The 26,655-nt window shown below is 74.9% G+C and carries 19 protein-coding genes and 1 pseudogene; 6 read left to right on the forward strand and 14 right to left on the reverse strand.

Features of this window, described 5'->3' with window-relative positions:
* Positions 1-22: 22 nt before the first annotated feature.
* From ABFY07_RS30215 to ABFY07_RS30250, 8 genes and pseudogenes are all read right to left on the reverse strand, one after another.
* On the reverse strand, positions 23-1,444 hold the full coding sequence (locus ABFY07_RS30215; protein ID WP_346177536.1) for an NAD(P)/FAD-dependent oxidoreductase: 1,422 nt from the start codon (positions 1,442-1,444) through the stop codon (positions 23-25).
* Positions 1,434-1,709: a ferredoxin gene (locus ABFY07_RS30220; RefSeq protein ID WP_346177537.1), complete on the reverse strand. Its 276-nt coding sequence runs from the start codon at positions 1,707-1,709 to the stop codon at positions 1,434-1,436. Before ABFY07_RS30220 ends, ABFY07_RS30215 begins: the two co-directional genes overlap by 11 nt.
* 108 nt (positions 1,710-1,817) lie before the next feature.
* Entirely contained in the window at positions 1,818-2,924 is a 1,107-nt protein-coding gene (locus ABFY07_RS30225; RefSeq protein WP_428837036.1) for a polyprenyl synthetase family protein, read from the reverse strand.
* Positions 2,925-2,967: 43 nt separating this feature from the next.
* Positions 2,968-4,062 carry a tetratricopeptide repeat protein gene (locus tag ABFY07_RS30230; protein WP_346177538.1) on the reverse strand — a complete coding sequence of 365 codons (1,095 nt, stop codon included), beginning with the start codon at positions 4,060-4,062 and terminating at the stop codon, positions 2,968-2,970.
* Positions 4,063-4,538: 476 nt separating this feature from the next.
* Positions 4,539-4,811, reverse strand: a pseudogene (locus tag ABFY07_RS43255) (FAD-dependent oxidoreductase); the annotation flags it as partial.
* 57 nt (positions 4,812-4,868) lie between these two features.
* Complete coding sequence (locus tag ABFY07_RS30240) at positions 4,869-5,462, reverse strand: ABC transporter ATP-binding protein (protein WP_346177539.1); 594 nt, start codon at positions 5,460-5,462, stop codon at positions 4,869-4,871.
* Between the two features lie 61 nt (positions 5,463-5,523).
* Positions 5,524-6,867 (reverse strand): NADP-specific glutamate dehydrogenase, encoded by a 1,344-nt coding sequence (gene gdhA / locus ABFY07_RS30245; RefSeq protein ID WP_346177540.1) that lies wholly within the window; start codon positions 6,865-6,867, stop codon positions 5,524-5,526.
* 174 nt (positions 6,868-7,041) lie between these two features.
* A complete protein-coding gene (locus tag ABFY07_RS30250; RefSeq protein ID WP_346177541.1) occupies positions 7,042-7,935 on the reverse strand; it encodes a D-alanyl-D-alanine carboxypeptidase family protein in 894 nt (297 codons plus the stop codon).
* A 288-nt stretch (positions 7,936-8,223) separates the two neighbouring features.
* On the opposite strand from ABFY07_RS30250, the gene ABFY07_RS30255 reads away from it, so the two are divergent.
* A complete protein-coding gene (locus ABFY07_RS30255) occupies positions 8,224-9,054 on the forward strand; it encodes an ABC transporter ATP-binding protein (protein WP_346177542.1) in 831 nt (276 codons plus the stop codon).
* Positions 9,051-11,624 (forward strand): FtsX-like permease family protein, encoded by a 2,574-nt coding sequence (locus ABFY07_RS30260; RefSeq protein ID WP_346177543.1) that lies wholly within the window; start codon positions 9,051-9,053, stop codon positions 11,622-11,624. Before ABFY07_RS30255 ends, ABFY07_RS30260 begins: the two co-directional genes overlap by 4 nt.
* A 114-nt stretch (positions 11,625-11,738) precedes the next feature.
* Here the strand turns inward: ABFY07_RS30260 and ABFY07_RS30265 are convergent, their stop codons facing one another.
* Together ABFY07_RS30265 and ABFY07_RS30270 are read right to left on the reverse strand one after the other, a co-directional pair.
* Positions 11,739-12,383: a LuxR C-terminal-related transcriptional regulator gene (locus ABFY07_RS30265; RefSeq protein WP_346177544.1), complete on the reverse strand. Its 645-nt coding sequence runs from the start codon at positions 12,381-12,383 to the stop codon at positions 11,739-11,741.
* The gene (locus ABFY07_RS30270; RefSeq protein ID WP_346177545.1) at positions 12,371-13,594 is read right to left on the reverse strand and encodes a sensor histidine kinase; all 1,224 of its coding nucleotides are present in this window, start codon (positions 13,592-13,594) and stop codon (positions 12,371-12,373) included. Before ABFY07_RS30270 ends, ABFY07_RS30265 begins: the two co-directional genes overlap by 13 nt.
* Positions 13,595-13,772: 178 nt before the next feature.
* Between ABFY07_RS30270 and ABFY07_RS30275 the strand changes: the two genes are divergently transcribed.
* The 4 genes from ABFY07_RS30275 to ABFY07_RS30290 all read left to right on the forward strand — a co-directional run bounded on the left by ABFY07_RS30275 (position 13,773) and on the right by ABFY07_RS30290 (position 19,174).
* Positions 13,773-13,940 carry a hypothetical protein gene (locus ABFY07_RS30275; protein WP_346177546.1) on the forward strand — a complete coding sequence of 56 codons (168 nt, stop codon included), beginning with the start codon at positions 13,773-13,775 and terminating at the stop codon, positions 13,938-13,940.
* Positions 13,941-14,052: 112 nt separating this feature from the next.
* Entirely contained in the window at positions 14,053-17,832 is a 3,780-nt protein-coding gene (locus ABFY07_RS30280) for a CHAT domain-containing protein (RefSeq protein WP_346177547.1), read from the forward strand.
* On the forward strand, positions 17,829-18,515 hold the full coding sequence (locus tag ABFY07_RS30285) for a hypothetical protein (protein ID WP_346177548.1): 687 nt from the start codon (positions 17,829-17,831) through the stop codon (positions 18,513-18,515). Before ABFY07_RS30280 ends, ABFY07_RS30285 begins: the two co-directional genes overlap by 4 nt.
* A gap of 26 nt (positions 18,516-18,541) precedes the next feature.
* On the forward strand, positions 18,542-19,174 hold the full coding sequence (locus ABFY07_RS30290) for an RES family NAD+ phosphorylase (RefSeq protein ID WP_346177549.1): 633 nt from the start codon (positions 18,542-18,544) through the stop codon (positions 19,172-19,174).
* Between the two features lie 97 nt (positions 19,175-19,271).
* Here the strand turns inward: ABFY07_RS30290 and ABFY07_RS30295 are convergent, their stop codons facing one another.
* The 4 genes from ABFY07_RS30295 to ABFY07_RS30310 form a co-directional block, all read right to left on the reverse strand.
* On the reverse strand, positions 19,272-19,694 hold the full coding sequence (locus tag ABFY07_RS30295) for an FHA domain-containing protein (protein ID WP_346177550.1): 423 nt from the start codon (positions 19,692-19,694) through the stop codon (positions 19,272-19,274).
* Positions 19,695-20,059: 365 nt separating this feature from the next.
* Positions 20,060-22,180 carry an AAA family ATPase gene (locus ABFY07_RS30300; RefSeq protein WP_346177551.1) on the reverse strand — a complete coding sequence of 707 codons (2,121 nt, stop codon included), beginning with the start codon at positions 22,178-22,180 and terminating at the stop codon, positions 20,060-20,062.
* On the reverse strand, positions 22,177-23,877 hold the full coding sequence (locus ABFY07_RS30305) for a hypothetical protein (protein ID WP_346177552.1): 1,701 nt from the start codon (positions 23,875-23,877) through the stop codon (positions 22,177-22,179). The genes ABFY07_RS30300 and ABFY07_RS30305 overlap by 4 nt, the downstream gene beginning before the upstream one ends.
* Positions 23,874-26,486, reverse strand: coding sequence for a serine/threonine-protein kinase (locus ABFY07_RS30310; protein WP_346177553.1), 2,613 nt, complete (start codon positions 26,484-26,486; stop codon positions 23,874-23,876). The genes ABFY07_RS30305 and ABFY07_RS30310 overlap by 4 nt, the downstream gene beginning before the upstream one ends.
* Positions 26,487-26,655: the final 169 nt, after the last annotated feature.

Here is a 26,655-nt window from a genome sequence, read left to right on the forward strand (position 1 = left end):
TTCCGGGTGAACAGGGCGCCCCTCAGGGCCGGGCGGGGGTGAAGACGATCCGCCGGTCGGTCGGCGAGTAACCGCTGAGGGTGACGGTCGGCCCGTGGGTGGGCAGGGACGGGTCGGGGAAGTCGGCGGGGACGGGGCGCAGCCCGTCGGGGCGCCGGTCCACGGTGCGGCAGACCGGCGGGAAGGGCGCGGCCGTCTCGATCTGCCGCCGGTAGAAGTCCAGCCAGTTGGTCTGGTCGAAGGTGACGGCGGCGATGACGCGGCCCTGGTAGCCGTACACGCCGGTGAAGCTCCGCTCGGCGAGCGACCCTTGGGCGATGAGCAGTTCCTCGCCCATCGTGGGCACTCCGACGGACTTGATGTTCACCCCGAACTGCGCGGACCAGAAGGCGGGGACCCACAGGTGGGGACGGCGGTCCGGCCCGGGGCTGACCATGTTGTGCGCCGCGACCTCGGCCTGCGCGACGGCGTTGCCCCAGTGTTCGAGGGACAGGAACTGGTAGCCGAAGAGCGGGTGCGGGGTGCGGGCGACGTCCCCGGCCACGAACACGTCGTCGGTCACCAGGCCCCGTACGTCGAACGCCCGGCACCCCGCGTCGCACGCGACCCCCCGGGGCCCGGCGCCAAGACCCGACCCGGCCAGCCACTCGGTGTTGCGGACGGCGCCCAGCGCGACCACCGCCAGATCCACCTCCAGGGCGGTGCCGTCGGACAGATGGGCGCGCCGCAGCCGCCCGGCCGCGTCGCCCTCCAGCCCGGTGACCATGACCGAGCAGCGCAGATCGACGCCGTGCGCCCGCTGTAGCTCGGCCGCCACCTGGCCGATCACCCCGCCCAGGGCGCCCACCAGGGGCGCCGGGCCGCGCTCGACGACGGTGACGGGCAGCCCCAGCTCACGGCAGGCCGACGCGATCTCGGAGCCCATGAAGCCGCCGCCGATGACCAGCACCCGCCGGGGCCCGGCCGCCAGCCGCCGCCGCAGCCGCGCCGCGTCCCGGCCGGTGCGCAGCGTGAAGACGCCGTCGAGATCCGCCTCGGCGGGGTGCGGCCACGGGCGGGCGCGCACACCGGTGGCGATCAGCAGCCGGTCGTACGGCACCTCGTCGCCGCCGGCCAGGCGCACCCGCCGGGCCGCGAGATCCAGCCCGGTGGCGGCGGTCCCCAGCCGCCAGCGGGCCCCGATCGGCCGGCGCCGGGGCAGGGTGGTGCGGTCCGCGTCCACCGTGCCCAGCAGGACCTGCTTGGACAGCGGCGGCCGGTCGTACGGCGGCTCGGGCTCGTCCCCGATCAGGGTGAGCGAGCCGGTGAAGCCCTGCTCGCGCAGCGTCTCGGCGGCCCGCAGCCCGGCCAGGGAGGCGCCGACGATCACGATCCGCCCGTCCCGCCGCAGCCGCGCGAGGCCCTCGTCGCGTCCCCCGCCCCCGCCGCCGCGCTCAGCCGACACCGGGGCCCGCCGCGGGGAGGCCGTCCGCCGGGTCGCCCGCCCCGTCACCCGCGACGTCGTCCGCCAGGTTCTCAGGCAGGTCGTCCAGCAGGATCGCCCCGACCGGGCAGGCCGCCACCGCGCGCGCCACCTGCTCGCGCCGCGAGTCGTCGGCGTAGGGGGTGTAGCGCAGCGCCTCGTGCCCGTGCAGCGCGAACACGTCGGGCGCCAGGAAGGCGCACTGCGCGTACCCCTGGCATCGGTTGAGATCGACGACAAGCCTCATCGGGCCCCGTCCTTCCACACCAGTCCTTCCCCACCAGCCCAGCGGCCGTTCCAGCATGGGTGAGGCGGCCCGCCGCCGCGCGCACAGCGGGCCAAAGGGGTGGTGTGGTCACAGCGCGCGGTCGACGAGGAAGGGCAGCAGAGCCAGGAGTTCGGCGGCCGCGGTCGGGGCCAGCGGGACGGAGGCCAGCTGGGCGCGGGCGGCGTCCAGGTGGTGGTGGGCCTCGGCGAGGGTGGCGGCGCGACCGCCCGCCTCCTCGACGAGTTCGGCGGCGCGGTGGACGGCCGCGTCGTGGGGGCCGGCGTCCGGCGCGTCGGCGTGCAGGTTGTCGGTGAGGAGGGCGGCGAGTTCGCGGGCGGCCGAGCCGTCGGCGGCCAGGGCCGCCAGTACCGGCAGCGTCTTCTTCCTCCGACGCAGATCGCCGTGCACGGGCTTGCCCGTGACCCGCGGATCGCCCCATATGCCGAGCAGATCGTCGACGGCTTGGAAGGCCACCCCGACGTGGCGCCCGGCCCGGTCCAACGCGGTGACGACCGGCTCCGGAGCGCCCGCGAGCCGGGCGCCGAGGGCCGCGGCGCAGCCCAGCAGCGCCCCGGTCTTGCCCTCGGCCATCGCACGGTATTCGGCGGTGCGGACCGCGTCGGGGCCGGTCCAGGGGCGGGACTCGAACAGCAGATCCTCCGCCTGACCGCGCACCAAGTCGCCCAGCGCCCCCGACAGCTGCCGGATCGCCGCGCCGCCGTGCGGGCCGTGCGACTCGGCGAGCGTCTGCACCGCGAGGGCGAACAGCGCGTCCCCGGCCAGAACGGCGGGGCCGGTGCCGTACGCCTTCCATACGGAAGCGCGCCGGCGCCGGGTCTCATCGCCGTCCATGATGTCGTCGTGCAGGAGTGAGAAGGCGTGGATCAGCTCGACGGCGACCGCCCCGGCGACCGCGGTCGCCCCGGGCTCGCCCGCCGCCTCCGCGCCGAGCACGGCCAGGGCCTGGCGTACGCCCTTGCCGCCGCCGGGCCGTCCGGCGGCCGGGGTGCCGCCCACCTCGCACCAGCCGAAGGAGAAGGCGGCCATCTCGCCCGGGTACGGGTGGAGCCGTTCCACGGCCGTGGTCAGCGCGGGGAGTACGAGGCTCCGGCAGCGGGCGAGGGTCTGCGCCGCGGAAGCGGGGACGGGTGGGGCGGTGGTCGGGCGCGGGAGCAGGGGCGCGGGCGCGGTCACTGGTGGACCCTCCTTGCTGCGGGCCTCGTTGAGAGGTTCGTGGTCATCGGGCGGCCACCGCCTCTGGGGCCTTTCGCGCGCCGGGTATGGCGGGTGCGCGATGCGCACCGGTTCGCGATATGCCCAGTTCCTCGTACGCCGCGTCGACCATCTCACGGGCGTGCCGCAGCCCGATGCGGTCCAGCTCCCCCCGCAGGTCGTCCAGTTCCGCGGCGGTGACCTCCGGGTCCTGCCCCAGCCGGGCGAGCGTCTTGGCCAGACCCAGACGGGACAGTGCGGTGCCGCGCGGCTCGCTCATGGCGCGGAATTCGGCCAGCGCCGTCTCGTAGTACTCCCGGGCGGGCACGTAACGTCCGGCGCGGAAGAGGACGTTGCCGCGCATCTTGAGGTTGTAGGCGAGCGCGCTGGTCAGCTTCATCCTGCGGCAGGCGAGCTCCGCCTCGGACAGCAGCGCCAGGGCCCGGTCCACGTCCTTGTCCCGCAGGGACACGATGTCGGCCATACCGCGCAGCGCCCAGGCCCGGCCTCGCTGGTCGTCGGCCTGCGCGGCGATGGCGGCGGCCTCCTCGAACATCGCGAAGGCGGTGTCGTACGAGCCGGTGTTCCGGTGGATCTGGGCGATGCCCTCCAACGCCCAGACGGTGTGCCGGGCCTCGCCGCGCTTGCGGGCCTCGGCGAGCAGTTGCTCGTGCAGGGTGTGTACGGCCTCGTAGTCGCCCTGGATGCGGCCGGTCTCCGCGAGCCCGGCCAGCGAGTAGCCCCGGGCCACCACGTCGTCGCCGCGCTTGCCCAGCTCGGCGGCGAGGGCGAGCAGCCGACGGGCCAGGGCGAGCGAGCCCCGCTGCCGGGCGAGGGTGCCGCCGCTCCACACCGCCCATGCCATCGCGCCGACGTCACCGGCCGAGCGGGCGGCGCGGTAGCTCGCCTTCCAGGCGCGGTCGGCCTCTTCGACATGGCCCAGACGGCGGTGCGCCTCCGCCACGGCGAGCCCCGAGCGCGCGACCTCCCGCTGGGAGCCCGCCTGTTCGGCGGCGCGCAGCCGGTCGGTGCCCTCGGCGAGAACGTCGGTCAGGGAGGAGTTCACGGACAGGGAACTGAGTGAGCCTTGGTACTCGGGCGCTAATGCCTTGGCGTACATGGACGAGCCTCTCTGACGTGCCGGTAGTTCTGGGTGGCCCTGAACGGCTCGGACTATACATGGTGTGTATAAACACAGTGTATAGAGCGGTCGCGGGGGTGGATCCGTAGCTGCTGGTGACCGCCTACCGCCGCACAGAGAACGCCGCACAGAGGACTCAGTGCCGCCCGGAGACCGTGTCGGCCAGCCGCGCGAAGGCCGAGGTGCGTTCGTGGCGGGTGGTCGCCTCGCTGAGGTCGGCGATGCGGTAGAGGCCGTACATCGCGTAGGAGCCCAGCCAGCGCAGTGGCTCCGGCTCCCAGCGGGGGGAGCGGCGCCCCGTCCAGGGCAGTCTGGTGTAGCGGGTGTCCTGGCCGGCGACGAGGTCGGCGAGCGTCCGGCCGGCCAGGTAGGAGGTCGTGGTCGGCCATGATCCCGAGGATCTCGTCGAAGGAGTCGACGGCCGCGCGCCGCAGGTCCACCACGCCCTGCCGGCCGCGGGGGCCTCCGGCGAGGTGGCCGGGCAGGCCGATCATCTTGCCGGACAGCCAGCCGCCGTTGCGGCCGGAGGCGCCGTAGCCGACGTGGCGCGCCTCGACCACGAGGATCGAGGCGTCGGGCAGCGCCTGGCGCAGCCAGTAGGCGGTCCACAGCCCGGTGTATCCGGCGCCGACGACGCACACGTCGACCGTGGTGTCCCCGTCCAGCGGGGGCCGCTCGGGGTGGGCGGCGCCGGCGGGGTCCCGTGCCGAGCCGGCGGTGTCCCGCATCCAGAAGGAGACCTGGCCGTTGATCACTTCACTTGTCCTCACGCGAGTACCGAGGGATTACAGGTCCGGGACCACCGCGGCGGCGGCCGGGTCCCAGGTGGCGTAACCGGAGTCGCCGACGCGCAGCCCGGAGGCGGTGCCGGGGCCCTCCCGGACCAGCCCGGTGTGCCCGCCGGGCAGTTCGACGGTCAGCTTGCGGGAGTGGCCCAGGTACGTCTCGTCGCGCACGGTGACCGGCACCCCGGCCCGGCCGGGCGCCGGGCCCTCGGCCGTGAGCCGCAGCTGTTCGGGGCGGATCACCACCAAGGCGTCGCCGCGCACCCCATGGACACCGGACAGCGGGACGCCGTGCGCGCCCGCGTGCAGCCGCCTGGGGTCGTCGGGGTGGACGACGCCGCGCAGCAGCGTGGACTCGCCGAGGAACTGGGCGACGAACAGCGACCGGGGCCGCTCGTACAACTCCTCGGCGGTGCCGACCTGCACGATCCGCCCGTCGTCGTAGACGGCGATCCGGTCGGAGAGGGAGAGCGCCTCCTCCTGGTCGTGGGTGACGTACAGGAAGGTGGTGCCCACCTTGCGGTGGATCTCCCGGATCTCCTCCTGAAGGGCCTCGCGGAGCTTCTTGTCGAGCGCGCCCAGCGGCTCGTCCATCAGCAGCACCGGCGGCCGGCGTTGAGGCTGCCCGGCATGGCGGCGCCCGGCGTGGCGGCGGTCAGATCACGCCCTGCGCGGCCATGGCCTCCGCCACCCGCAGGTACCCGGCGACGTTCGCGCCCAGGGCGTAGTCGTCGGGCGAGCCGTACTCCTCGGCGGTGGCCCGGCACAGCGCGTGGACATCGGACATGACCTCGGCCAGCCGCGCCTCGGTCTGCTCGAACGTCCACTGCTCGCGGGCGGCGTTCTGCCGCATCTCCAGCGCGGAGGTGGCCACTCCGCCGGCGTTGGCGGCCTTGCCGGGGCCGAAGAGCACCCCGGCCTCCCGGAACACCTCGACCGCCGCCGGGGTGCAGGGCATGTTCGCGCCCTCGGCCACGGCCAGCACGCCGTTCTTCACCAGCGCGACGGCGTCCTGCTCGCCCAGCTCGTTCTGGGTGGCGCAGGGGAGGGCGATGTCGCAGTCCACCTCGAACACCGAGCCCCGGTCGGAGAACACCGCGCCCGCCCTGGCCCGGGCGTAGTCGAGGATCCGCGCCCGGCGGACCTCCTTGACCTCCTTGAGCAGGTCGAGGTCGATCCCGGCCGGGTCGACCACGTACCCGGAGGAGTCGGAGCAGGCGATCACGCGGCCGCCGAGGGCGTGGACCTTCTCGATGGCGTAGACGGCCACATTGCCGGCCCCGGAGACGATCACATCGCAGCCGTCGAACCCGCGCCCACGGGTGCGCAGCATCTCCTGGGCGAAGTGGACGGTGCCGTACCCCGTGGCCTCGGTGCGCGCGTGCGAGCCGCCCCAGGCGACGCCCTTGCCGGTCAGGACGCCGGCCTCGAAGCGGTTGGTCAGCCGCTTGTACTGGCCGAACAGATAGCCGATCTCGCGCGCGCCCACCCCGATGTCCCCGGCCGGCACGTCGGTGTGCTCGCCGATGTGCCGGTGGAGTTCGGTCATGAAGGACTGGCAGAAGCGCATGACCTCCGCGTCGGAGCGGCCCTTGGGGTCGAAGTCCGCGCCGCCCTTGCCGCCGCCGATGGCGAGCCCGGTCAGGGCGTTCTTGAAGATCTGCTCGAAGCCGAGGAACTTCACGATGCCCAGGTTGACGCTGGGGTGGAAGCGCAGCCCGCCCTTGTACGGCCCGAGGGCGCTGTTGAACTCCACCCGGAAGCCCCGGCTCACATGGATGTCGCCCTGGTCGTCGACCCAGGGCACCCGGAAGATGATCTGTCGCTCCGGTTCGCACAGCCGCTCCACGATCCGGGCGTCGAGATGGTCCGGGTGCGCGCGGAGCACGGGCGCGAGGGTGTGCAGCACCTCGCCCGCCGCCTGGTGGAACTCCGCTTCCCCAGGGTTGCGGCGCACGATCTGCGCGTACACGGACTCGATACGAGCGGTGACGTCCATGGCCGCCCAGTGTGGCAGCGGACACCCCCGGGGCCGTTCCGCCGCGCCGGGGAGGCGGTCCAGTCGGACCGCGGCAGCCGCCTGGTCGGATCGGGACACATGCCCGCTCGCGACACAGGCCCGCCCGCGACCGGAAGCCGGTCGCGGGCGGGCCCGGGCGAACGCCGTCGGCGCTTACTTCTTGAAGCCGTAGTCGAGCAGCTTCTTCGCGTCCACCGTGCGGTTGTCCACCGTCGAGGAGGCGAGGACCGTGCCGATGATCGTCTTGTTGTTCCGGGTGGCGGCGAAGACCAGGCAGTACTTGGCCTCCGGGCCCGAGCCGGTCTTCACGCCGATGGTGCCCGAGTAGGTGCCCAGCAGCGGGTTGGTGTTCTTCCACTCCATGTAGCGGTAGCCACCGTTCTTCGTGGTGACCTTCTGCTTGGTCGACTTGGTCTTCACGACCGTACGGAACGTGGAGTACTTCATCGCGTTGCTGGCGAGCTTGGTCAGGTCGCGCGGCGTGGAGTAGTTGGCGCCGTGCCCTATGCCGTCGAACGAGTCGAAGTGCGTGTTCTTCAGGCCGAGGTTCTTGGCGGTCGTGTTCATCTTGCCGATGAACGACTTCACGCGCGCGGCCCGGGTGGACCCGGTGCCGAACTTGTCGGCCAGCGCGTACGCGGCGTCGCAGCCGGACGGCAGCATCAGCCCGTACAGCAGCTGGCGGACGGTGACCTTGTCGCCGACGATCAGACGCGCCGAGGAGGCCCAGTTGTTGTCGACGATGTAGTCGCTGTACGCCTTCTGGACCGTGACCTTCGCGTCCAGGTTCAGATTCGGCTGGGCGAGTACCACCCGAGCCGTCATGATCTTCGTGGTGGAGCCGGTGGAGAGACGGGTGTCCGCTGCCTTGGTGTAGAGGGACTTCCCCGTGCCGTTGTTCATCACGAAGCCGCCCTTGGCGGTGATCGTGGGGGTCGCGACCGTGGCGGCCTGCGCGGGGGCCAGCGCCCCGGCGCTCAGAACGGCGCCCGCGGCGATGACGGCCACAGCGGATGCGCGACGAATGCCCTTGATGCCGGTTTTCAAGACTTATGCTCCAAATGCCCCTGGGGGGCGGCGATGTTGAGAGTGCCGCTTACTCAAGAGACGCATGAGACGGGCCAATGGATGTGCCCCCGTGACAGTAGCTCATCCCCCCAACGCGACTCATCGCCAGTGCCCGGCGCCCCAACAGGGGATGTGGGAGCCGGTGTCACGGGGTGTAGCCCGCTACACCCCCGGAACGGGAGCGTGCCCTCTGCCCCGCGCCGCCGCCCGTTCCTAGCCTCGTGAGCGGATGGGGAAGCCATTCGATCAATGGGAGAGGGCGTACGTATGCGCAGGCAGCGGGGCGGTGCCGGCACGGTGGGCGCGGAGCGGGCGGGGCCGGTGGCCGACGCGCTCACGCTGGAGGGGGTGAGCCGGGAGTACCGGCGGGGCGTGGCCGCGCTGCACCCCGTCGACCTCGCGGTGCCCCGCGGCCGGTTCCTCGCCGTGATGGGGCCGTCCGGGTCCGGGAAGTCGACCCTGCTGCAGTGCGCCGCCGGGCTCGACCGGCCGACGGCGGGGACGGTGCGGGTCGGGGGCACGGAACTGGCCTCGCTCAAGGAGAGCGCGCTGACGCGGCTGCGGCGGGAGCGGATCGGTTTCGTGTTCCAGGCGCACAACCTCGTGCCGTCGCTGAGCGTCGCGGAGAACGTCGCCCTGCCCCTGCTGCTCGGGGGCGCGCCGCCCGACGGGCGGGCCGCGCGGGCGCTTGCGGCGGTGGGGCTCGGAGCGCGGGGAGAGGACCGGCCGGCGGAGCTGTCCGGTGGGCAGCGGCAGCGCGTGGCCATCGCCCGCGCGCTGGTCACCGAGCCCGACATCGTCTTCGCGGACGAGCCGACCGGCGCACTCGACCCGGCCACCGCGCAGGGCGTGCTGGCGCTGCTGCGGCGGGCCGTCGACCGCGACGGCCACACGGTGGTGATGGTCACCCATGACCCGGTCGCGGCGGCCTGGGCGGATGAGGCCCTCTTCCTGGTGCGGGGGCGGGCCGTCGGGCGGCTGGACCGGCCCGGAGCGGACGATGTGCGCCGCGTGATGGAGCGCCTGGGGCGGGACACCGGGGAGAACGCGGCGGAGAGCACTGCGGGCGGAGAGGGCGGAGAGGGGTGGCGGGCATGAGCGCGCCGGCGCCCGGACGGGGAACGGTGCGCGTGACCGCGCTGCTGGCCTCCCGCGCCGCCCGTACACACCGCAAGGCGTGGGCCGCCGTGTTCGCCGCGCTCGCCCTCACCTCCCTGCTGCTCGGCTCGTTCGTGCTCGCCCTCACCTCGACGGCGCTCGGGCACCCCCGCGTGGAGCGGTACGCGGCGGCCGACCTGGTCGTCGCGGGCGACCAGGAGACCCGCTTCACCGCCAAGCCGTGGGGCGGCGACCCCGAGACGGCGCGGGCCGGGCTCACCGAGCGGGTGCGGGTGGAGCGCGGCGCCCTGGACGTGGTGCGGAAGGTGCCCGGCGTCCGGGCGGCCGTTCCCGACGACGTGTTCCAGGTCGGGCGCGGGGGGCGGGCCCTCGCCGGGCGGCCCTGGGACGCGGCCCGGCTCGCCCCGTACGCCCTGCGGGACGGGCGCGCCCCGAAGGGCGCGGGCGAGGTGGTCATGGGCGGCGGGGCCCGCCCCGGCGAGCGGGTCACCCTGCGGGTGGCGGGCGTCGACGCGGCGTACACCGTCGTCGGCGTGGCCGACGGCCCGCGCGCCGCCGTCTACTTCGAGGCCGCCCGGGCCCGCCGGCTGGCCGGACACCCGGGCAGCCTGGACGCCATCGGGGTGATCGCCGCCTCCGGAGTCGGCACCGATGAGTTGTACGGCCGGGTGCGGCACGCGCTGGACGCGGCGGGCGTCCACAGCGTGGGCAATCGCGCCGACGGCGACTCGGCGAAGGCCCGGGTGCTGACCGGGGACGGGCGCGGCGGCCCCGAGTTCCTGGGCGTCGCGTCCGCCCGCGCGGGCGTGCTGGAGCTGCTCGCCTCCGTGGCCGGGACCGTCGTCCTCGTCTCGCTGCTCGTCGTCTCCTCGACGGTCGTGCAGGCGCTGCGGCAACGCGCCCCCGAGATCGGGCTGTTGCGCGCGGTCGGCGCCACACCGCGGCAGCTGCGCGGCGCGATCGGCCGGGAGGTGGGGCGGGTCGCGGCCCGCGCCGCGCTGGTCGGCGCGGTGGCGGCGCTCCCCGCGTACGCCGGGCTGCGCGCGCTGCTCGCCGCGTGCGGCGCGCTGCCCCCCGGTCTCGTCCTGCCCTTCCCGCCCTGGCTGTGGCCCGCCCCGCTGGTCACCGGGGGGCTCACGGTCCTGATCGCCCGCGCGGCGGCGTGGCTTGCCTGCGCCCGGGCCGCGAAGCTCCGCCCCGCGGAGGCGCTGCGCGAGGCGCCCCCCGGCACCGCGCGCCGCGTCACCGGGCTGGTGCTGCTCGCCCTCGGGGCCGGGTCGGCGGGGACGGCCGTCCTCCAGTCCGGCCAGACCGCGGCCATGGCGGCCGGGGCGGCCGCGATGACCATGGTCGTCGGGTGCGCCGTGCTCGGGCCGTGGATCGCCATGGGCGCGATGCGGGTGCTCGGCGCGCCGATGCGGCGCTTCGGCGGGCCCGGCGGCCGCCTCGCCGCCGCCAACTGCGCGGCCGCCGCGCCCCGCCTGGGCGCGGCCCTCACCCCGATCATCCTGGTCACCGCCTTCGCCGCGGTCCAGCTGTCGGGCGGCGCGACGCTCACCCACGCCGGCGGGGCCCAGGCCCGCGACGCCATGCGGGCCGACCTCGCGGTGCGCGCGGACGGCGGGCTGCCGGACGGCGCCGTGGAGCGGATCCGGCGCGTGCCCGGGGTGCGGGCGGCCACGGACGTCGTACGCGGCACGGTGGTGCTGGCCCGCCGGGAGACCGGCGAGCCACGCGTCGACCGGCTCCCGGTCCTCGGCCTGACCCCCCAGGGCCTTCCGCGCACCCTCGACCCGGGGGTGCGGGACGGCGGCCTCAGCGGGCTGCGGCCCGGCACCGTCGCGATCGGCGCCGACCGGGCGCGCTCGCTCGGCGCCCGGCCCGGCTCCACGGTGACGCTGCGCTTCGGGGACGGGGCGGAGGCGAAGCTGCGGGTCGTGGCGACGTACGACCGCGCCCTCGCCCTCGGCGACTTCCTCCTGTCCCGTGACGAGCTGCTGCGGCACACCTCTACCCCCGGGGCAGGCCGGATCCTGGTCGCCGCCGGGCCCGGCGCCGACCGCGCCGCGGTCGCCGAGGCGCTGGCGGCGGCGGTCCCCGGGGCCCGGGTGACACCGGACCCCGCGCCCCTCCACGTCGAGCCGGAGGACCAGGCGCTCGTCGAGGTGGTCACGGTGGCCGCGGTCTCCGCGATCGGGGCCTTCACCGTGATCGCCGTCCTCAGCACCCTCTCGCTCATCACCATCGGCCGCCGCCCCGAGCTGCGGCTGCTCCGCCTCGCCGGGGCCGGGCGGCGCCAACTGCGGCGGATGCTGCGCCTCGAGGCGGGGGCCACGGCGGTGACCGGGCTGGCCGTGGGCGCCGCCGTGGCCTCGGTGCCGCTGCTCGCGTTCAGCGTGGCGATGGCCCGTACGGTGCCGTATCTGCCGCCGGTCCAGGGCCTGGTGATCGTCGCCGTGGTCGCGGTGACCACGGCCGCGGGGACGCTGCCCCCGGCCCGGGCCGCGCTGCGGGGCCGGTACCCGGGGTCGGGCCCGGCCGGCGGGTGACATCCGCGGTGAGTACGGGACAGCGACACGCCGACGCCACGGCGTGTCGCTGTCCCGTACTCACCGCAGAGCCGCTGCTCACCGCAAAGCCGCCGCGTCGTCGGCGGTGCCGCCTCACCCCTTGTTCAGATACGCCAGCACCGCCAGCACCCGGCGGTGCCCGCTGTCGCTCGGCGGCAGGCCCAGCTTCGCGAAGATATTGCCGATGTGCTTGCTGACCGCGCGGTCCGACACCACCAGCGTCTTCGCGATGGTGGTGTTGTCGCGGCCCTCCGCCATCAGGTGCAGCACCTCTCGCTCGCGCGGCGTGAGGGAGTCCAGCGGATCGTCGCGGCGGCGGGTCATGAGCTCCGTCACCACCTCCGGGTCCAGCGCCGTGCCGCCCGCCGCGACCCGCTCCAGGGCGTCCAGGAACTCGTCCACCCGGCCCACCCGGTCCTTCAGCAGATAGCCGACCCCGCTCGCCCCGCCGCCCAGCAGCTCCGCGGCGTACGTCTCCTCCACGTACTGCGACAGCACCAGCACCGGAAGGTCGGGGATCTCCCGGCGGGCCGCGAGCGCCGCGCGCAGGCCCTCGTCGCGGAAGCCCGGCGGCATGCGCACATCGAGGACGGCCACGTCCGGGCGGTGTTCGAGGAGCGCGGGCAGCACCTCGGGGCCGCTGCCGGCGACCGCCGCCACCTCGTGGCCGGCGGAGGTCAGCAGCAGGACCAGCCCCTCCCTCAGCAACGCGTTGTCCTCGGCGATCACCACGCGCACGGCAACTCCACTTCGATCACGGTCGGCCCCCCGGCAGGGCTGGTCACCTCCATGATCCCGTCCAGCGCCGCGACCCGGCGACGCATGCCCAGCAGCCCACTGCCGCCCGTCCCCCCGCCGCCCGTCCCGGAGGCCGTTGGAGCGGAAGCCGTTGGGGCGGGGGTCTCGGCGCCGCCCCGCCCCTCGTCGCGCACCACGACCCGCAGCCGCCCCGCCGTACGGGCCAACTCCACCCAGGCGCGCTCGGAGCCGCTGTGCTTGGCGGCGTTGGTCAGCGCCTCCGCGACCACGAAGTACGCGGCCGCCTCCACCGCCGCGGGCGCGCGCGGCACGTCCTCGCCCTCGAGCCCGTCCGCGTCCACGGCCACATCGAGCCCGCTGCTCGCCGCGAGCGCGCGCACCGCGCCGAGCAGGCCGCGGTCGGTGAGGATCGGCGGATGGATGCCGCGGACGACGTGGCGCAGCTCGGTCAGCGCCTCCTCGGCCTGGTTCTGCGCGTCGTCGAGGAGCCTGCGCGCCGCGTCGGGGTCCTTGTCGAACGCCCGCCTGGCCAGCCCCACCCGCATCGACAGGGCCACCAGCCGGGCCTGGGCCCCGTCGTGCAGATCCCGCTCGATGCGCCGCAGCTCGGCACCGTGCGCGGCCACCGCGCCCGCCCGGGTGACGGTCAGCTCCTCGACCCGCTCGGCGAGGGCGGCGCTGCGCTGCGCCTCGGGGGACGGCGTCAGCAGCGCGCCCGACCAGGCGGCGTCGAGGTCGGCGAGGCGCGAGACCAGCGGCAGCACCACCGCCGGGCGCCTCAGCAGCCCGCACCACACCCCGTCCACGAACCAGCCGAAGGACCACACGATCAGCGAGGCGTAGGCCAGCAGCAGGCCGTAGCCGAAGTGTGCGAAGAGCCAGCGCAGATCCCGGTACGTGCCCGGGTCCCGGGTCGCCGTGCGCACCCGCTCGAACAGCTCGCCGGTGAGCGGCGCGTACGCCTCCGGGACCGGCCGTCCCGTCCAGGCCGCCGTCTGCCGGCGCTTCAACCCGGCCATCCTGCGCAGCAGCAGCACCGTCTCGGGCAGCACGCCCGCGCCGACCACGAGGACCGTCGCGAAGGCTGTGAACAGCAGCAGTCCGATGAAGAGATACGAGACCAGGGCCAGCGCGGCCCCCCGCATCAGCTGGGCCGTGGCCCGCCCCGCCTGCTCCATTGTCTCCCGCATGGCCTCAGGCTAGGTGACCTGCAGCGGAGGCGCGGGCGGGCACTCACCCCGGCCGATGGTGTAGCGCACTCCACCATGACTTCGGGAGGGCGCTCCCTCGAACGCCGCGCGCCCGGGCGGCATCGTTGATCGCACAGGCAGTCGCCACCTCTCCCGAAGGATCCTGGAAGGAACCCCCATGAAGTCCCTGCTCTGGGCCGTCCTGACGATCGGCCTCGTCGTCAACGCCTCCACCAGCTTCGTCTTCGACGGCATCCAGCAGCTCCTGATCAGCATCGCCACGGGCGTCGTGGTGCTCGCGTCTGCCGCGGGCCTGTACGTGCTGCGCGACAAGCACTCCGGGTGATTCGCGGACGCCTTCCGGTCGGTTTCCGGCAGAGCCGATCAAACCCCTCCTGCGCCCGGGCCTGCGGGCGGATGATGGAGGGAGCGCCACGCGGCGAAGGGGGGGCGGGCTCGTGCACGCGAAGGACATCGCGGCGTTACGCGACCGAGCCGCACAGGCCGCGGCCGAGGCCCGGACACTGGCCGAGCCCAGCCCACTCGCCGAGGGGCCGCCTCCGGACTCCGCCCCGCCGCCTACGCCACCCGATCCCGCGCTCGTCGACCAGGCGCTGTCGCGGCTCGAAGCGATCGAGGCCGAGCTGGCCACCGTCGCACCGGACGGTGATCCACTGCTGTGCACCGTACGGGCCCGGCTCGGCGGCCTGTACGCCGACCGTTACCGGCGAAACCCCACGGACGCCGACCGGGCCCGGGGGCTGGGGCTGCTGCGCGCGGCCCGCGCCGCCGGGGCGCTCGACCGCCGGGACAAGCTCTTCGCCACCCTCAACCAGATCCAGCTGCTGCTGACGCCCGCCATGGTGATCGGGTGGAACGGCACGCTGCCCCAGCTCATGGAGAGCTTCGAGGTGGGCCGCCGGATATCGGAGGGCGACCCGGAGCTCACCGGCGACCTCGCGGAGCTGGGCGGGCTGCTGACCGAACTGTCGTCGTCGGTGCCCGGGATGGCGGGCGTTCCTCTGACGTGGATGGCGGAGACCCTCCAACGGGCTCCCGAGATCGCGCGCTCGGGAGACCGCGGGGAACTCGTGGACCTGGCGGAGCGGATGGCGAAGTACCTGCCGGGGCCAGGCTCCGAAGCGCTGTCGGCCCTGGCGGGGATGGCCGCCGAATTCACCGAGGGCGGCCCCGGGGACGGCACCAGCGGCGGCGCCGGGGCCGACACCGGGGCCGACACCGGGGACAGCGCCGGGGGCGGCGATGCGGCCGGGCGGTCGGAGGAGATCTCCGACGAGGAGGTCGCCAAGATCTCCGCCCAGATCGCTCTCCTGCTGGAGCTCGAAGTCCCCGGCACCGTCCGCCCGGAGGACCTCGAGACCCTGGTCGAGGCGGTGAGCCGGGGCCCGGCGGGCGAGGAGGCGGAGACCGCCCTCCGGGCCGCCATGAGCCGCATGGCCCACGGCGTACGCACCGGCGACGCCGACCGGCTGGCCGAGGCGGCGGAGCTGATCAACGGCGCGGTGGGTGACGGGGGGTCCGGGCGGGTGGGCTGGATGGCCGGGCTGATCTCGCCCGGCCTGCTGGCCGCGGCCAACACACTGGGCGGCAACCTGAAGGACCGCGACCAGGCGCGCGCCCGGCTCGACGCCCTCTTCGGCCCCGCCTCCTCGGTGTTCGACTCGGCGCACGCCACCGGGCGCGCCGCCGCAGGGCTGCGGACCTGCAACCAGTGCATGCACCTCCATCTGCGCATCACCGAGGCCGCGGACGAGCGGGACACCGAAAAGCTGGAGGACCTGCTCGACGAGCTGCTCGACCTGCTGGAGGAGACCGGCGAACACAGCGAGTGGCAGTTCCTGGTGCTCTTCCTGCTCGGGGTGGCCCAGCTGAGCCTGGCCGCCCTGGACGGTGGGGCCACGGCCCTGCGCACCGCCGTCGCCTATCTCGAAGAAGCGGCCGGACACCCCAGGACCCCCACCTTCGCGCGGCCTCTGATGGACGCCTGCTGGGCGCCCGTCCTGGCCGTCTCCTCCCTGGTCGAACGCGACCCCGCCCGCGTCTCCGACGCCGTGGCCCGGGCCCGCCGGGCCCTCGACGGCCCCGCCTCGACCCCCGACCAGCACGTCCGCATCCGGCAGGCCATCGTGTACGCCCTGCTGGCCATCCACAGGATCAACGGCGAGCGTTCCGCCCTGGAGGAGGCGGTCGGCGAGCTGGAGCGGGCCCGGCGCGACCTCACCGAGCGGTCCAGCCCCGAGGTCAGGCAGAAGGTGCTGTGGGAGCTGGCCGAGGCGTACCGCCTGCGCGACGACCGGGAGCACGACGACCGGGGCGCGGCGGTGGGCGCCGCGCAGGAGTCGCTGCGGGTGCTGGCCGAGGACGTGCTGTTGCAACTCGGCGCCGAACACGGCCTCGAGGTGGCCAGGGCGGGGGCGAGCAGGGGCCTGCTCGCCGCCCAGTGGGCCGCCGCGGACGGGCGGGTCGCCGAGGCCGTGGAGTCGCTGGAGGCGGGGCGGGGGCTGGTGCTGCGCGCGGCGGCCGCGGCGGCGGGGGTCGCGGAGCAGCTGGCCGCCCGCGGCGAGGCGGAGCTGGCCGAGCAGTGGCGCAGCGCCGTACGGGACCTCCCGGTCCAGACCGCGCCGACGGCCGGCGCGACGAGCCTCGGCGGTGACGGCGCGACCGGTGGCTCCGGCAGCGGTGGCTCGCGCAGTGGTGGTTCGGGCAGCGGTGGCTCGCGCAGTGGTGGCTTGGGCAGTGGTGGCTCGGGCAGCGGTGACATCGGCCTCGGCGCGGGCACCCCGGAGGAGATCCGCACCGCGCTCTCCCAGGTCATGACGGCCCAGCCCACCCCCGGCCTCGCCATCCCCAGCACCCTCCGACGCCGCGCGCTGGACGCGCTGCGGCGCCCCGACGGCGGCGGCTCGGCGGCGCTGCGCGGCCTGCTCGCCGCCCCCGGAGTCGCGGCCCTGCGGGAGGGCCTGCGGACCGTCGGCGCCGACGCCCTGGTGTACCTGGTGCCCGGCCAGACCACCGCCGACGGCGCGGCGGTCCTGGTGCCGCGCGGCGGTGAGCCCTCCACGCTGGAGCTGCCGGGACTGGGCGCGCTGGGCCGGGAGCCGCTGGAGCGCTATCTGGACGCGGGCGCGCGGCGTTCGGCCGTGCCCGAGAGTGACCTGGACGCGTACGACGAGGCTCACCGGCAGTGGGAAGCCGCGTTGGAGGCGTTGTGCGACTGGGCGGGTCCGGCCGTGGTCGGGCCGGTGCTGGAGGGCCTGAGGTCGCGTACCGCGGACTGGCCGGACGAACGGGACCGCCCTGTCCGGCTCGTTCTCGTGCCGTGCGGCAATCTCGGTGCGGTGCCCTGGCATGCCGCTCGGCTGCCTGCGGCGGAGGCGGACGTGGGTCGCCCGTACACGTATGTGTGTGAGGTGGCGGTGGTGTCGTACGCGGCGTCGGGTGGGGAGTTTCTGCGGGCTGCGCGGCGTGGCCGGATGGCGGTGGGGGAGCGGGCGGTGTTGGTGGCGGATCCGAGTGGTGACTTGCTGTGGGCGCGGGATGAGGTGGCGGCCTTGCGTGAGGCGTACTACCCGGGGGCGCGGGTCTACGGGTGGCATGAGGAGGCGCCGGAAGGTGCTCTGGGCACGCCTGAGGATGTGCTGGCCCACCTTCCCGACGGCCCGGCCGCGCCTGCCGCCTCGTTGCTGCATCTCGTGGTGCATGGGCTGGCGGGGCTGCGGCCCACCGACTCGGCGCTCCACCTCGCCGAAGGCGACGACGGGACCGGCCGGTTGACGGTGACCCGCATTCTCGACGTACCGGCCGGGCCGGTCGGGGAGGGGATCGCGGGGCCGTTGATCGTGCTCAGCGCCTGTGAGACGGACCTCAGCAGCCGGGATCACGACGAGGCGCTGACGCCGACGACGGCGTTGCTGGCGCGGGGGGCCACGGATGTCGTGGGTTCGCGGTGGAAGGTGTCGGACAGTGCGTCCGCCGCGTTGATGGTGGTCTTCCACCACCACCTGACCGTGTCCGGGCTGGCCCCGCCGGACGCGTTGCGGGCCGCGCAGCTGTGGATGCTGGATCCCGAGCGCGGACCCGTGCCCGGGCTGACAGATGAGTTGCTGGCGGAGACCGAGGGCAATGTGCGGGGGCTGGCCCGGGTCGTGTCCTGGGGTGGATTCATCCACCAGGGCAACCCGGCTGCCCAGGCCACTGTGGCGGGAGGACGGCCATGACCACGAACGATCTGCTGGGACTGCTGCGCCGGCATCTGCCGGAGATCCGCGCGTCGCTCACCGCCGCGCAGTACGCCCGCTTCCAGGACAGCGTGCGACGGCTCGGGGAGGTGGGGGACGACACGAGGGCCATACGCCTCGCGGTGCTCGAGGTGCGGCGATGTCTGCTTGCCCTGCCGCGCGAGAACGAACTGCGCAGGCGGATGGATCAGTTCCGGTCCGGGGGCGCGGCGCCGTCGGCGGTCCTGCCGGACGCCGGGGAACTCGACGAAGTGATACGGCTGCTGGAGTCGGTGGACTGGCCGGCGCTCGACCCGGCGAGCGCCGAGATCGCCCGGGGAGTCAGGCAGCGGCTGCTGACCGTGCCCGCGCGCGGCCCGGAGCGGCTGACGGGCGCCGCCGCGCAGGATCCGGACCGGGCCGGGCTCATCCGTCTGACGGATCCGGAACTGGGGGACCGCTACCCGGACTTCCAGTTCGATCCGGATACCGGGGAGCCACGGCCGGTGGTGCAGCGGATCAACAGACTGCTGCTGTCCGACCAGGACCCTTGGGGGGCGGCCGACTGGTGGCTCGCCGGCAACGCCTGGCTGCGCGACACGCCCGCCGCGCTGGTCGGCCAGGTGCCGGACGCGCTGCTGACCGAGGCCGCCGCCGCGCTGATCGGAGACGGCGCATGGTAGAGCAGGCCCCGTGCGAGGACGCGCGCATGAGTCCGAACCTGTCGGTCCTGGAGGCGGGCACCGAGCTGTGGCGGTGTCATGAGACGGCGTTCTCCTGCACCGCGTTCAACCCGGTCACCGCGCACTCCCACTTCGGCGGCAGTCGCTTCGACGGCACGGCCGACGACCCGTATTCCTATCTGTACGCGGCCCTGGAACCGACCACCGCGCTGGCCGAGGTGCTGCTGCGGGACATGGCGTTCACCTGGCCGGCCGGGACGCGTCAGGTGCCGTGGGCGAAGGCGGCGATCCGCTCGCTGTCCAAGCTGCGGCTCACCGAGGACCTGCTCCTGGTGGATCTGGTCACGGAGGAGGACCTGGCCGCGGTGTTCCAGGACGCGTGGCTGCTGGAGACCGACGGGCCGGGCTACGCGCAGACCCGCGCCTGGGCCCGGGAGATACGGCGGCAGATGCCGCGCGCCCAAGGGCTGCGGTGGCAGTCGCGGCGCCACCGGCCGCACCACGCCGTGGTGCTGTTCGGCGACCGCTGCGGGGCGGAGCCGCTGAAGACGGTGCCGGGGCAAGCGCACAACCTCGGCACGTTCGAGGGGGCGGGCGAGGCCAACCGGCTGTTGGCTCCGCTGCGGGCGGTCATCGTGCCGCCGGGCATGCGGATGTGAGGCGCGCGGGGCGGCACGGGGGTTGCCGCCCCGCGGCCCGGCCGGACCGGCCCCGGCTCCGCCCCCCGGCCCGACCGGCCCCGGCCCCGGCCCCGGCTCAGCCGACGTCGGGGCCGGTGGCGGTAGCGGTCGCGGGGCCGGCGGCGGGGCCCGGCCCGTACAGCCGTACGGCGATGCTGACCCGCAGGCCGAGCCGGAGCTGGTCGCCGTCGCGCAACGGGGTGCGGATGCCGGGTGCGAGCCGGGCGTTGTTGAGGAACGTGCCGTTGTGGCTGCCCGCGGGGGGCTCCTCGACCCACGCGGTCCCGTCCGGCTCCACCGTGATCGAGGCGTGGCGCCGGGAGATCTTCGGCCGGTCGGCGAACAAGGCGGCGGTGCGCGGTGCCCAGTCCGGGTGGCGGCCCAGGGTGAGCGGCGGGCCGGGGCCGTGTCTCAGCTCCAGACAGGGGTCGCCGCAGATCAGCAGCACATGGGTGCGCGTGCTGTCGCAGGACGGGCAGCGGGCGTCGCGGGGGGCCATCGCCGCGCCGCAGCTCCAGCAGGGCTCGGACACCGAGGACCCGGCCCGGCCCGGCCCTGTGCCGCCGCCGGGACCCGGCCGGGCGGGTGGCTCGGGCCGCACCGCCCGATCGGGTGGTATGGCCGGTTCTGGGTGTATCGCCCGGTCGGGTCGTACCGTCGGCTCAGGGTCTACCGCCGGCCCAGGGTCTACCGTCGGTCCCGGCTCCTCGAGCGACTGCCACCGCGGCCCGCGCGGCGGCCCGGACTCCGGCTCGCGCCCGGGCTCCCGTTCCGCCGGTGCTTCCTCCGGAAGGGGTCCTTCCTCCGGCCCTTCCTCGTCGTCGTCGTCCTCGCGCCACCAGCCCGCCGGCGCGGCCCCGCCGCTCACCGTGCGACCCGCAGGTCCAGGGCCACCGTCCCGTCCCCGGCCGGCCGTACGCCGGTGACGGTGACCGCCGTGCCCGCCAGCGCCTCCTGGTCGAACAGCGCCCGGGCCAGCGGGTTGATCAGATGCGTCTCCAGCAGCATGCCGATCCCCCGGCCGCCGTTGTGGACATCGGACGTGCAGTAGTCGGACAGCGCCCGGTGGGCCTCCTCGGAGAGCCGCAGGTGCACCCCCTGCTCCTCCCGCAGCACCCGCTGGATGTTGCCCACCTGGGAGTCGAAGATCTCGGCGGCCACCTTGGCGTCGATGTAGTCGAAGACCACCACGTTGCCGCCGAGCCGGTTCATCAGCTCCGGGCGGCCGATCTCCTCGACGAAGTGCTCCTTGACGTTGCTCAGGATGATCTCCTCCAGCTGGTGGTACGGCATGCCGGGCTCGGCCACCCGCCCGGTGCGCCCGCCCTCGCCGGTCCGCTTCCTGACGCCGAGGTTGGATGTGAAGATCAGCACGCACTCGCTGAAGTACGTGGTGACCCCCTGCCCGTCGGTGAGCCGGCCGTCCTCCAGCACCTGGAGGAACTTGTCCAGCACGCCCTTGTCCGCCTTGTCGATCTCGTCGAACAGCACCACCCGGAACGGGTCGTTGCGCACCGCCGTCGTCAGCTCGCCCCCGGCCTCGTAGCCGACGTACCCCGGGGGCGCGCCGAGCAGCCGGTCCACCGAGTGCGGGGCGGAGAACTCGCTCATGTCGAAGCGCAGACAGGCGTCCTCGGTGCCGAACAGCACATGGGCCACCGACTTGGCCAGCTCGGTCTTGCCGGTGCCGGTCGGACCCGCGAAGAAGAGCACACCGCGCGGCCGGCTGCCGGGATGGGAGGCCTGGGCGCCGGACAGGCCGAGGGCCGCGCGCTTGAGGATGTCCAGCGTCTTGCCGACCGCCTTCTCCTGGCCCTTCACGCGGGAGCGGATGTACGCCTCGCCGTTCCTGATCTGCTTGCGGACGTAGTCCGCCTGCCAGGGGTTGTCCTTGACGCCGAGCTGGTAGATCCGCACGGCGTCCCGCATCTCGGCGAACGACAGCCCCCGGTCGAGCGCCATGTGGGCGCTTTCCCGCATGGCGCGCAGGGTCAGCCCGGCGGTGGCCCTGGTGAAGGTGTCGATGTCGTGTTCGTCCGGCGTCCGCCCTTCACCGGGCCGGTCCTCCCCGAGCGGTCCTTCACCGGACAGGCCGTCACCGGGCCGGTCTTTGTCGAGCCGGTCCTTGCCGAGCCGGTCCTTGTCGAGCCGTATCCGCCCGCCCCCGCGCTCCTCCTTGGCGATGTGCTCCTTCGCGAGCAGCTGCGCCATGCGTCGCCTGCTGCCCAGGTCGGGCAGCGGGATGCCGATGGTGCGGACCCTTTCGCTGCCGGCCACCAGCCAGGTGGGCAGGTCGCGTTCGCCTTCGGCGAGCCAGATCACGGGGTTGAACAGCGCCCGCCCCGTCCTCCGGTACGGAATCGGCCTGGCGTCCTCGGCCAGCTTGAGGCAGTTGAGGAAGAAGTCCCGCTCCGGGTCGCTGAGCCGGGTGACATCGGTGGGGATCCGGGCGGCGTAGTCGACGAGGACGACCACGCGATACGGGTCCAGGCGCTGTGTCGTGCCGGGGCGCGGCCGGCCGTCGGGCGGGTTGGGCCGCCGCTGACCTTGCTCCTTCCAGCCGGTGACGATCGAGCGCAGCGTCCGTTCCGCGTCGGCCAGTTGTACGGCGGTGTCGGCGCGCCGGGCGCGGTCCGGCGCGGGGGAGTGGCGGCCGTGCAGCAGCTCGCGCACCTGGTTCTCGGCGGGGCCGGTGACAACGGTGAAGCCGTCCGCGATGTCGAAGCGGATCAGGGCCTCGTAGCCCTCCTGCCAGAGGGCGTTCCACAACACCTCGGTGAGGGTGTGGTGGGCGTCGTACTGCCGGTCCGGGCCGTCCTCGTCGGGGGCCCTGTCGTGGTGTACGAGGTGGAGGTCGCGGATGCTGCCGTGCAGCACGTACTGGGAGTGGACGCTGAGGGTGCCGACCAGTTCCTCGACGAAGGCCGGGAGCCTGCGGTCTCCGCGGCCCGCCGGGGGTACGGGCGCCGTTCCTGCCTCGGTCATCGATGCTGCTCCTGGTCGCGGTCGCGGTGGCGGGCCTTGCGCGCGGGGCGGTGGTCGTGGGCGGGCCGGGCCGCCGTGCGCGGGGCCGGGCGCGCGGGCGGCTCGTCGAAGGTGAACGGCAGGGCGAGGCCGGCCCGTTCGGCCAGCCGCCGCAGCTCCCGCAGGTGGTCGGGGGCCTCGACGCACCGCCGCCAGTCGAGTTCGCGGTCGGCCTCGGTCTCCTCGGCCGGGTCGCGGTCGCGGTGCATGGTGGCGACCCGGGCGGTGCCGTGGGCGTCCACGGTGACGCGGAGCCAGTGGTCGTCGCCCCAGCCCGGCGGGGTCCACTCGATCACCTGGTCCGTCGCGGAGGCGGAGCAGCGGGCCGCCAGGGTGGCCGTCCCGGGATCCGAGCGCCGGACGGCCGCGCGGATCACCTCCGCGGCGTAGGCCCGCTGGTAGGCGTCGACGCGCTCGCCGACCCGGGCCTCGACCCGGTCCCGCTCGGGGGCCTCCGGCGGCCGGCCGTCGTCCAGGCAGCGCCGCAGGATCGCGATCTCCGCGGTGGCGTCGGGCAGCGGGGCGGGGGCGCCGGGCGGGACGTCGCGGAGGAAGGCCAGCCGCTGGGCCGCCCACTCCTCGGTCTCCTGCCGCCGCTCGGCCTCGCGCGTCAGCCGCTCGGCGAAGCGGGCGGCCTCGCGCAGGTGCCGTTTGGCGGCGGCGGGCCGCCGGGTGGCGACCTCCGCGGCGACGGTGACCTTCTCCTCGACCAGCCGGTAGTCCGCCACCGACACGTTCCGCGGCAGCATGGCCAGCAGGTCGGCGCCCTGCCGCAGCACCTCGTCCTCGGTGGGCGCGGCCGCCCCCGCGGCCGAGGGGGCGGCCCGCGGCGGCGGGGGAGCCGAGGCCCGCGTCTCGGCCTCGGTGGCGGCCGCCTCGTACTCCTCCAGCGCGCGGCGGCGCCGGGCGCGCAGCTTGATGTGCCAGGCGGAGGCCTCCGGGTACGTCCCGGGCGCCGAGCTGCCGACCGCCGCCATCGTGGCCCGCGCGTACGCGGCCTCGGCGCCGCGCAGCCGGCGGTCGGTGTCGGCCAGCCGCCGCCACGCCTCCTCCAGGTTCAGGCCGACGAGGGTCAGCGGCGGCGGCAGGTCGGGCGGGTCGGGCGGCCCGTCGGGCCCGGCGGCCGCGGCCGCCCGCCGGATCCGCGCGCCCAGCGCGTCGATGCGGGCGTTGGCCCGGACGGCGGCGAATGCGACGTCCCGCCAGCAGGCTGCCGCCTGGCTCGCCTCCAACTGCCGCTGCCGCAGCTCGGCCTGGGCCTCGGCGGCCCGGATGGCGGCGGCCGCGAGCACCTGCGCGCCGGCCATGGCGGCGCGGCCGGCGAGCACGGCCCCGCTCAGCGAGCCGAGGCCGATCAGGGCGGGCACCACCATGTCGTGGAGCTGGTCCATGGCCGCGTCCAGCGCGTGGCCGGTGGCGTTGTGGACGGCCTCCCCGAGGTGCCGGCCGACGTTTCCGGGGATGTGCCCGGGGATGTGCCCGCCGATGTTGTCGCTGACGGTGTCGCGGGCGTGGTCCGAGACGCCGGTGCCCCGCACGCCGTCCTGCACGCCGCTGGGCACCGTGGTCTGGAAGGGGTCGGCGACGGCCGGGGGCTGCGGGAAGGACACGTCCGGCAGCACGGCGTCGAGGGTGAAGTCGGCCTGTCCTGAACTCATGTGGCGCTTCCTGATCGCGAAGGGGCGGCCGCCGTCGTTGTCGGCGGTGTCGTCGTCGGCCGTGTTCTCGTGGTTCTCGGGTGGCGGTCGCGGCGCGCCTGGTCGTCCCGGGCGCGCAGCTCCGCCACATGGCGGCGCCAGCCGCGCAGCCGGTGCCAGGTCCAGAAGGCCAGGGCGGCCACGGTGGCCATCGGCCACACCCAGGCGGCGTAGCGGAGGGTGAGCCAGAGCAGGCCGATCGGCAGCAGGATGAGCAGGCCGCGGACGGGGAAGCGCGCGCCGGGGCGCCGTATGAAGCGGGCGACGGGCAGCGTGCGGTCGGTCAGCAGCCCGGCGAGCGAACGGTCAGGGTGGTAGCCGGGGCTTCCGATGCGGTACGCCGTCCACAGCTCCATGGCCACGACCGCGGCGGCCCCCGGGACGGACAGCATCCAGGCCGTCAGCACCGTCTGCTGGGCCGGGCTCCCGCCGACGTCGCTCAGCCCGATGAGGAAGATCCACGGGAAGACGGCCGCGAACGCCCCGCCGAGGGCCCAGCCGAGCGTGGGCAGTCGGTCCTGTCTGCTCACCCACCGGGCGGCGACGTCCAGGTCGCGCGCTTGGCGCAGGACCGCGCGCTCGCCGTCGAGCCGGGCCTGCGCCTCAGCGGCCTCCTGGTCGGCGAGCCCGGCCAGCCAGACGGCCAGCTGCAGCCGGACCAGGTCGCCGGGGTCGCGCACCAGCCGCTCGTACCAGGCCACCGGCTGCGGCAGCCGGGCCAGGGCGGTGGCGGCGCTCTCCACGAGCCGCTGCCGGTACACCTCGGGGGCCGCGGCGAGCGACAGCAGGGCGATGAGCCGGGAGCGGTCGAGCCGGGTGGCGTCGCGGACCCCGGCGCGCATGCCGCGCAGCCGGGGTGACTCCTGGATCACCTCGTCGACGAGGCCCCGCCAGCGTGAGCGGGCCGTCAGCCACCGCTGCTGCACCTCGGCCAGCCCCTCGCCGCCGGGCCGCGACTCCAGCAGCGGCAGGATCGCGTGGTCCCGCAGGTCCTCGACGATGGAGAGGGCGCGCGCGTCGCGCGCCTCGGCCCCTCTCAGCAGGTCGCCCAGCCCCTGGGGGTCGAGCGGCACCCCGCGGTAGGAGGCGTCGAGGGTGGGGCCGAGCCAGGAGATCAGCCGCACCAGGGTGGTGGGCTCCGGTTCCCGGAGCGGGACCGCGTACGTGTGCGGCTCCAGGAGGTCGAGCAGCGCCGCCAGCTCGTCGGGGTCGCGGCCCGGCCGACCCTCGAACTGGCGCAGCCAGCGGACGAACTCGCCCCGGTCGCGGCGGCGGCCCAGGGTGCGCCGGGTCTGCACCCAGTTGTCATTGAAGGCCCTCGCCAGCTGCCTCGGCTTGGTGAACTGCTCGCCGACGAAGGCGAACGGCTCGATGTCCGGGTCCTCGGCCGGGTCCGAGGCGCCGGGGGCGGCGCCCGCCTCCCACGGGGCGATCGGCGGCGAGCCGCCCACCAGCCACTGCGCCACCTCGTCGGTGCCCCAGCGGCGTTCGGGGTCCCGGGTGAGCAGCCCCATGCAGAGCAGCCGCAGCCGGTGGTCGGTGACCAGCGACAGGTCCGGGGCGCGGGAGCTGATCTCCTCCCGGACGAAGTCGTTGTCGGTGAACGGGACGGGGTGTCGGCCGCCGGCCATCTCGGCGACGATCATCCCGAGCGACCACCAGTCGGCGGGCGGGTGGATGAGCTGGTTGCGCAGCGAGGCCTGCGGGGACATGTAGAGGGCGGTGCCGACCCAGCGCTCGTCGCGGGTGTAGCGCTCGTCGGGCTCGTAGGCGGAGACGGCGAAGTCGACGAGGACGAGGTCCGGGGCGGCCGGGTCCAGGCTGCCGAGCACGATGTTGGCCGGGCTGAGGTCCCGGTGCACGATGTTCAGCTCGTGCAGGGTGGTGAGGGCCTCGTGGAGCTGCCGTACGACGTGGAGGACGAGCGCGGGGTCGACGGGGCCCGGGTTGTCCTTCAGGTAGCGCGCGAGGTCGGTCTCGCCGTAGGAGGGGGCCAGGTCGTACGGGTGGCCGTCCGCCCCGGTGTCGTCGGTCTCGGTGAAGTGGGTGAGGTGGCGGCGCGGCCGCTCGCCCAGCAGCTCCCACACCCGGGGCTCGGGGGCGTGGCCGCGGTGGTACCACTTGAGGATGTGGGTGCCGTGGTCGTCCTCGACGCGGTAGACCGCCGCCTGGTACGGGCGCTCGGGGCGGCGCAGCACGGCCCGCAGCCGGAACCGGTCGCGCAGCGAGAGCGGCAGCAGCGAGGTGTCCCCGCGCAGGTCGCGTCCCCCGTGCGCGACCTGCGCGGGCGTGTCCGCGACCCCGCTCGGGAACTCTGCCTCGGTGGGCGCGGCGGCCGTGGCCGCCGCGGCGGGTGGCGGGAGCGGCGGTGGTGGCTCCTCGTGTTCGGTGGGCGGCGGTCCGGCGGCGTACGGCTGGTTCTCCTCGGGCGTGCCGTGCTCTGGGCCGGGCTCATGCCCTGAGCCGGGCTCATGCTCTGGGTCGGGCCGGTGTGATGCGTCAGGCCCATGCTCTGCGCCGGGCTCGTATTCCTCGTATTCCGTGGCGGGCGGTTCTTGCGGCTGGGTCACATCAGTCACCTCGTGCGTCATGACGGGAGGGGTGGAGATCAACGGGCCGTGGATCAAGAAAAAGGCCCCGGGAATCGGAAATGCGTTCCCGTACGGCCCGGAATTCCCGTGCGTGGCGAGGCACGGCAAAGCGGCGGGGCGGGCGTGGGCGCGATTTCCTCTTCCGTCG

The organism is Streptomyces sparsogenes subsp. cuspidosporus (assembly GCF_039532705.1).
GTDB lineage: Bacteria > Actinomycetota > Actinomycetes > Streptomycetales > Streptomycetaceae > Streptomyces > Streptomyces sparsogenes.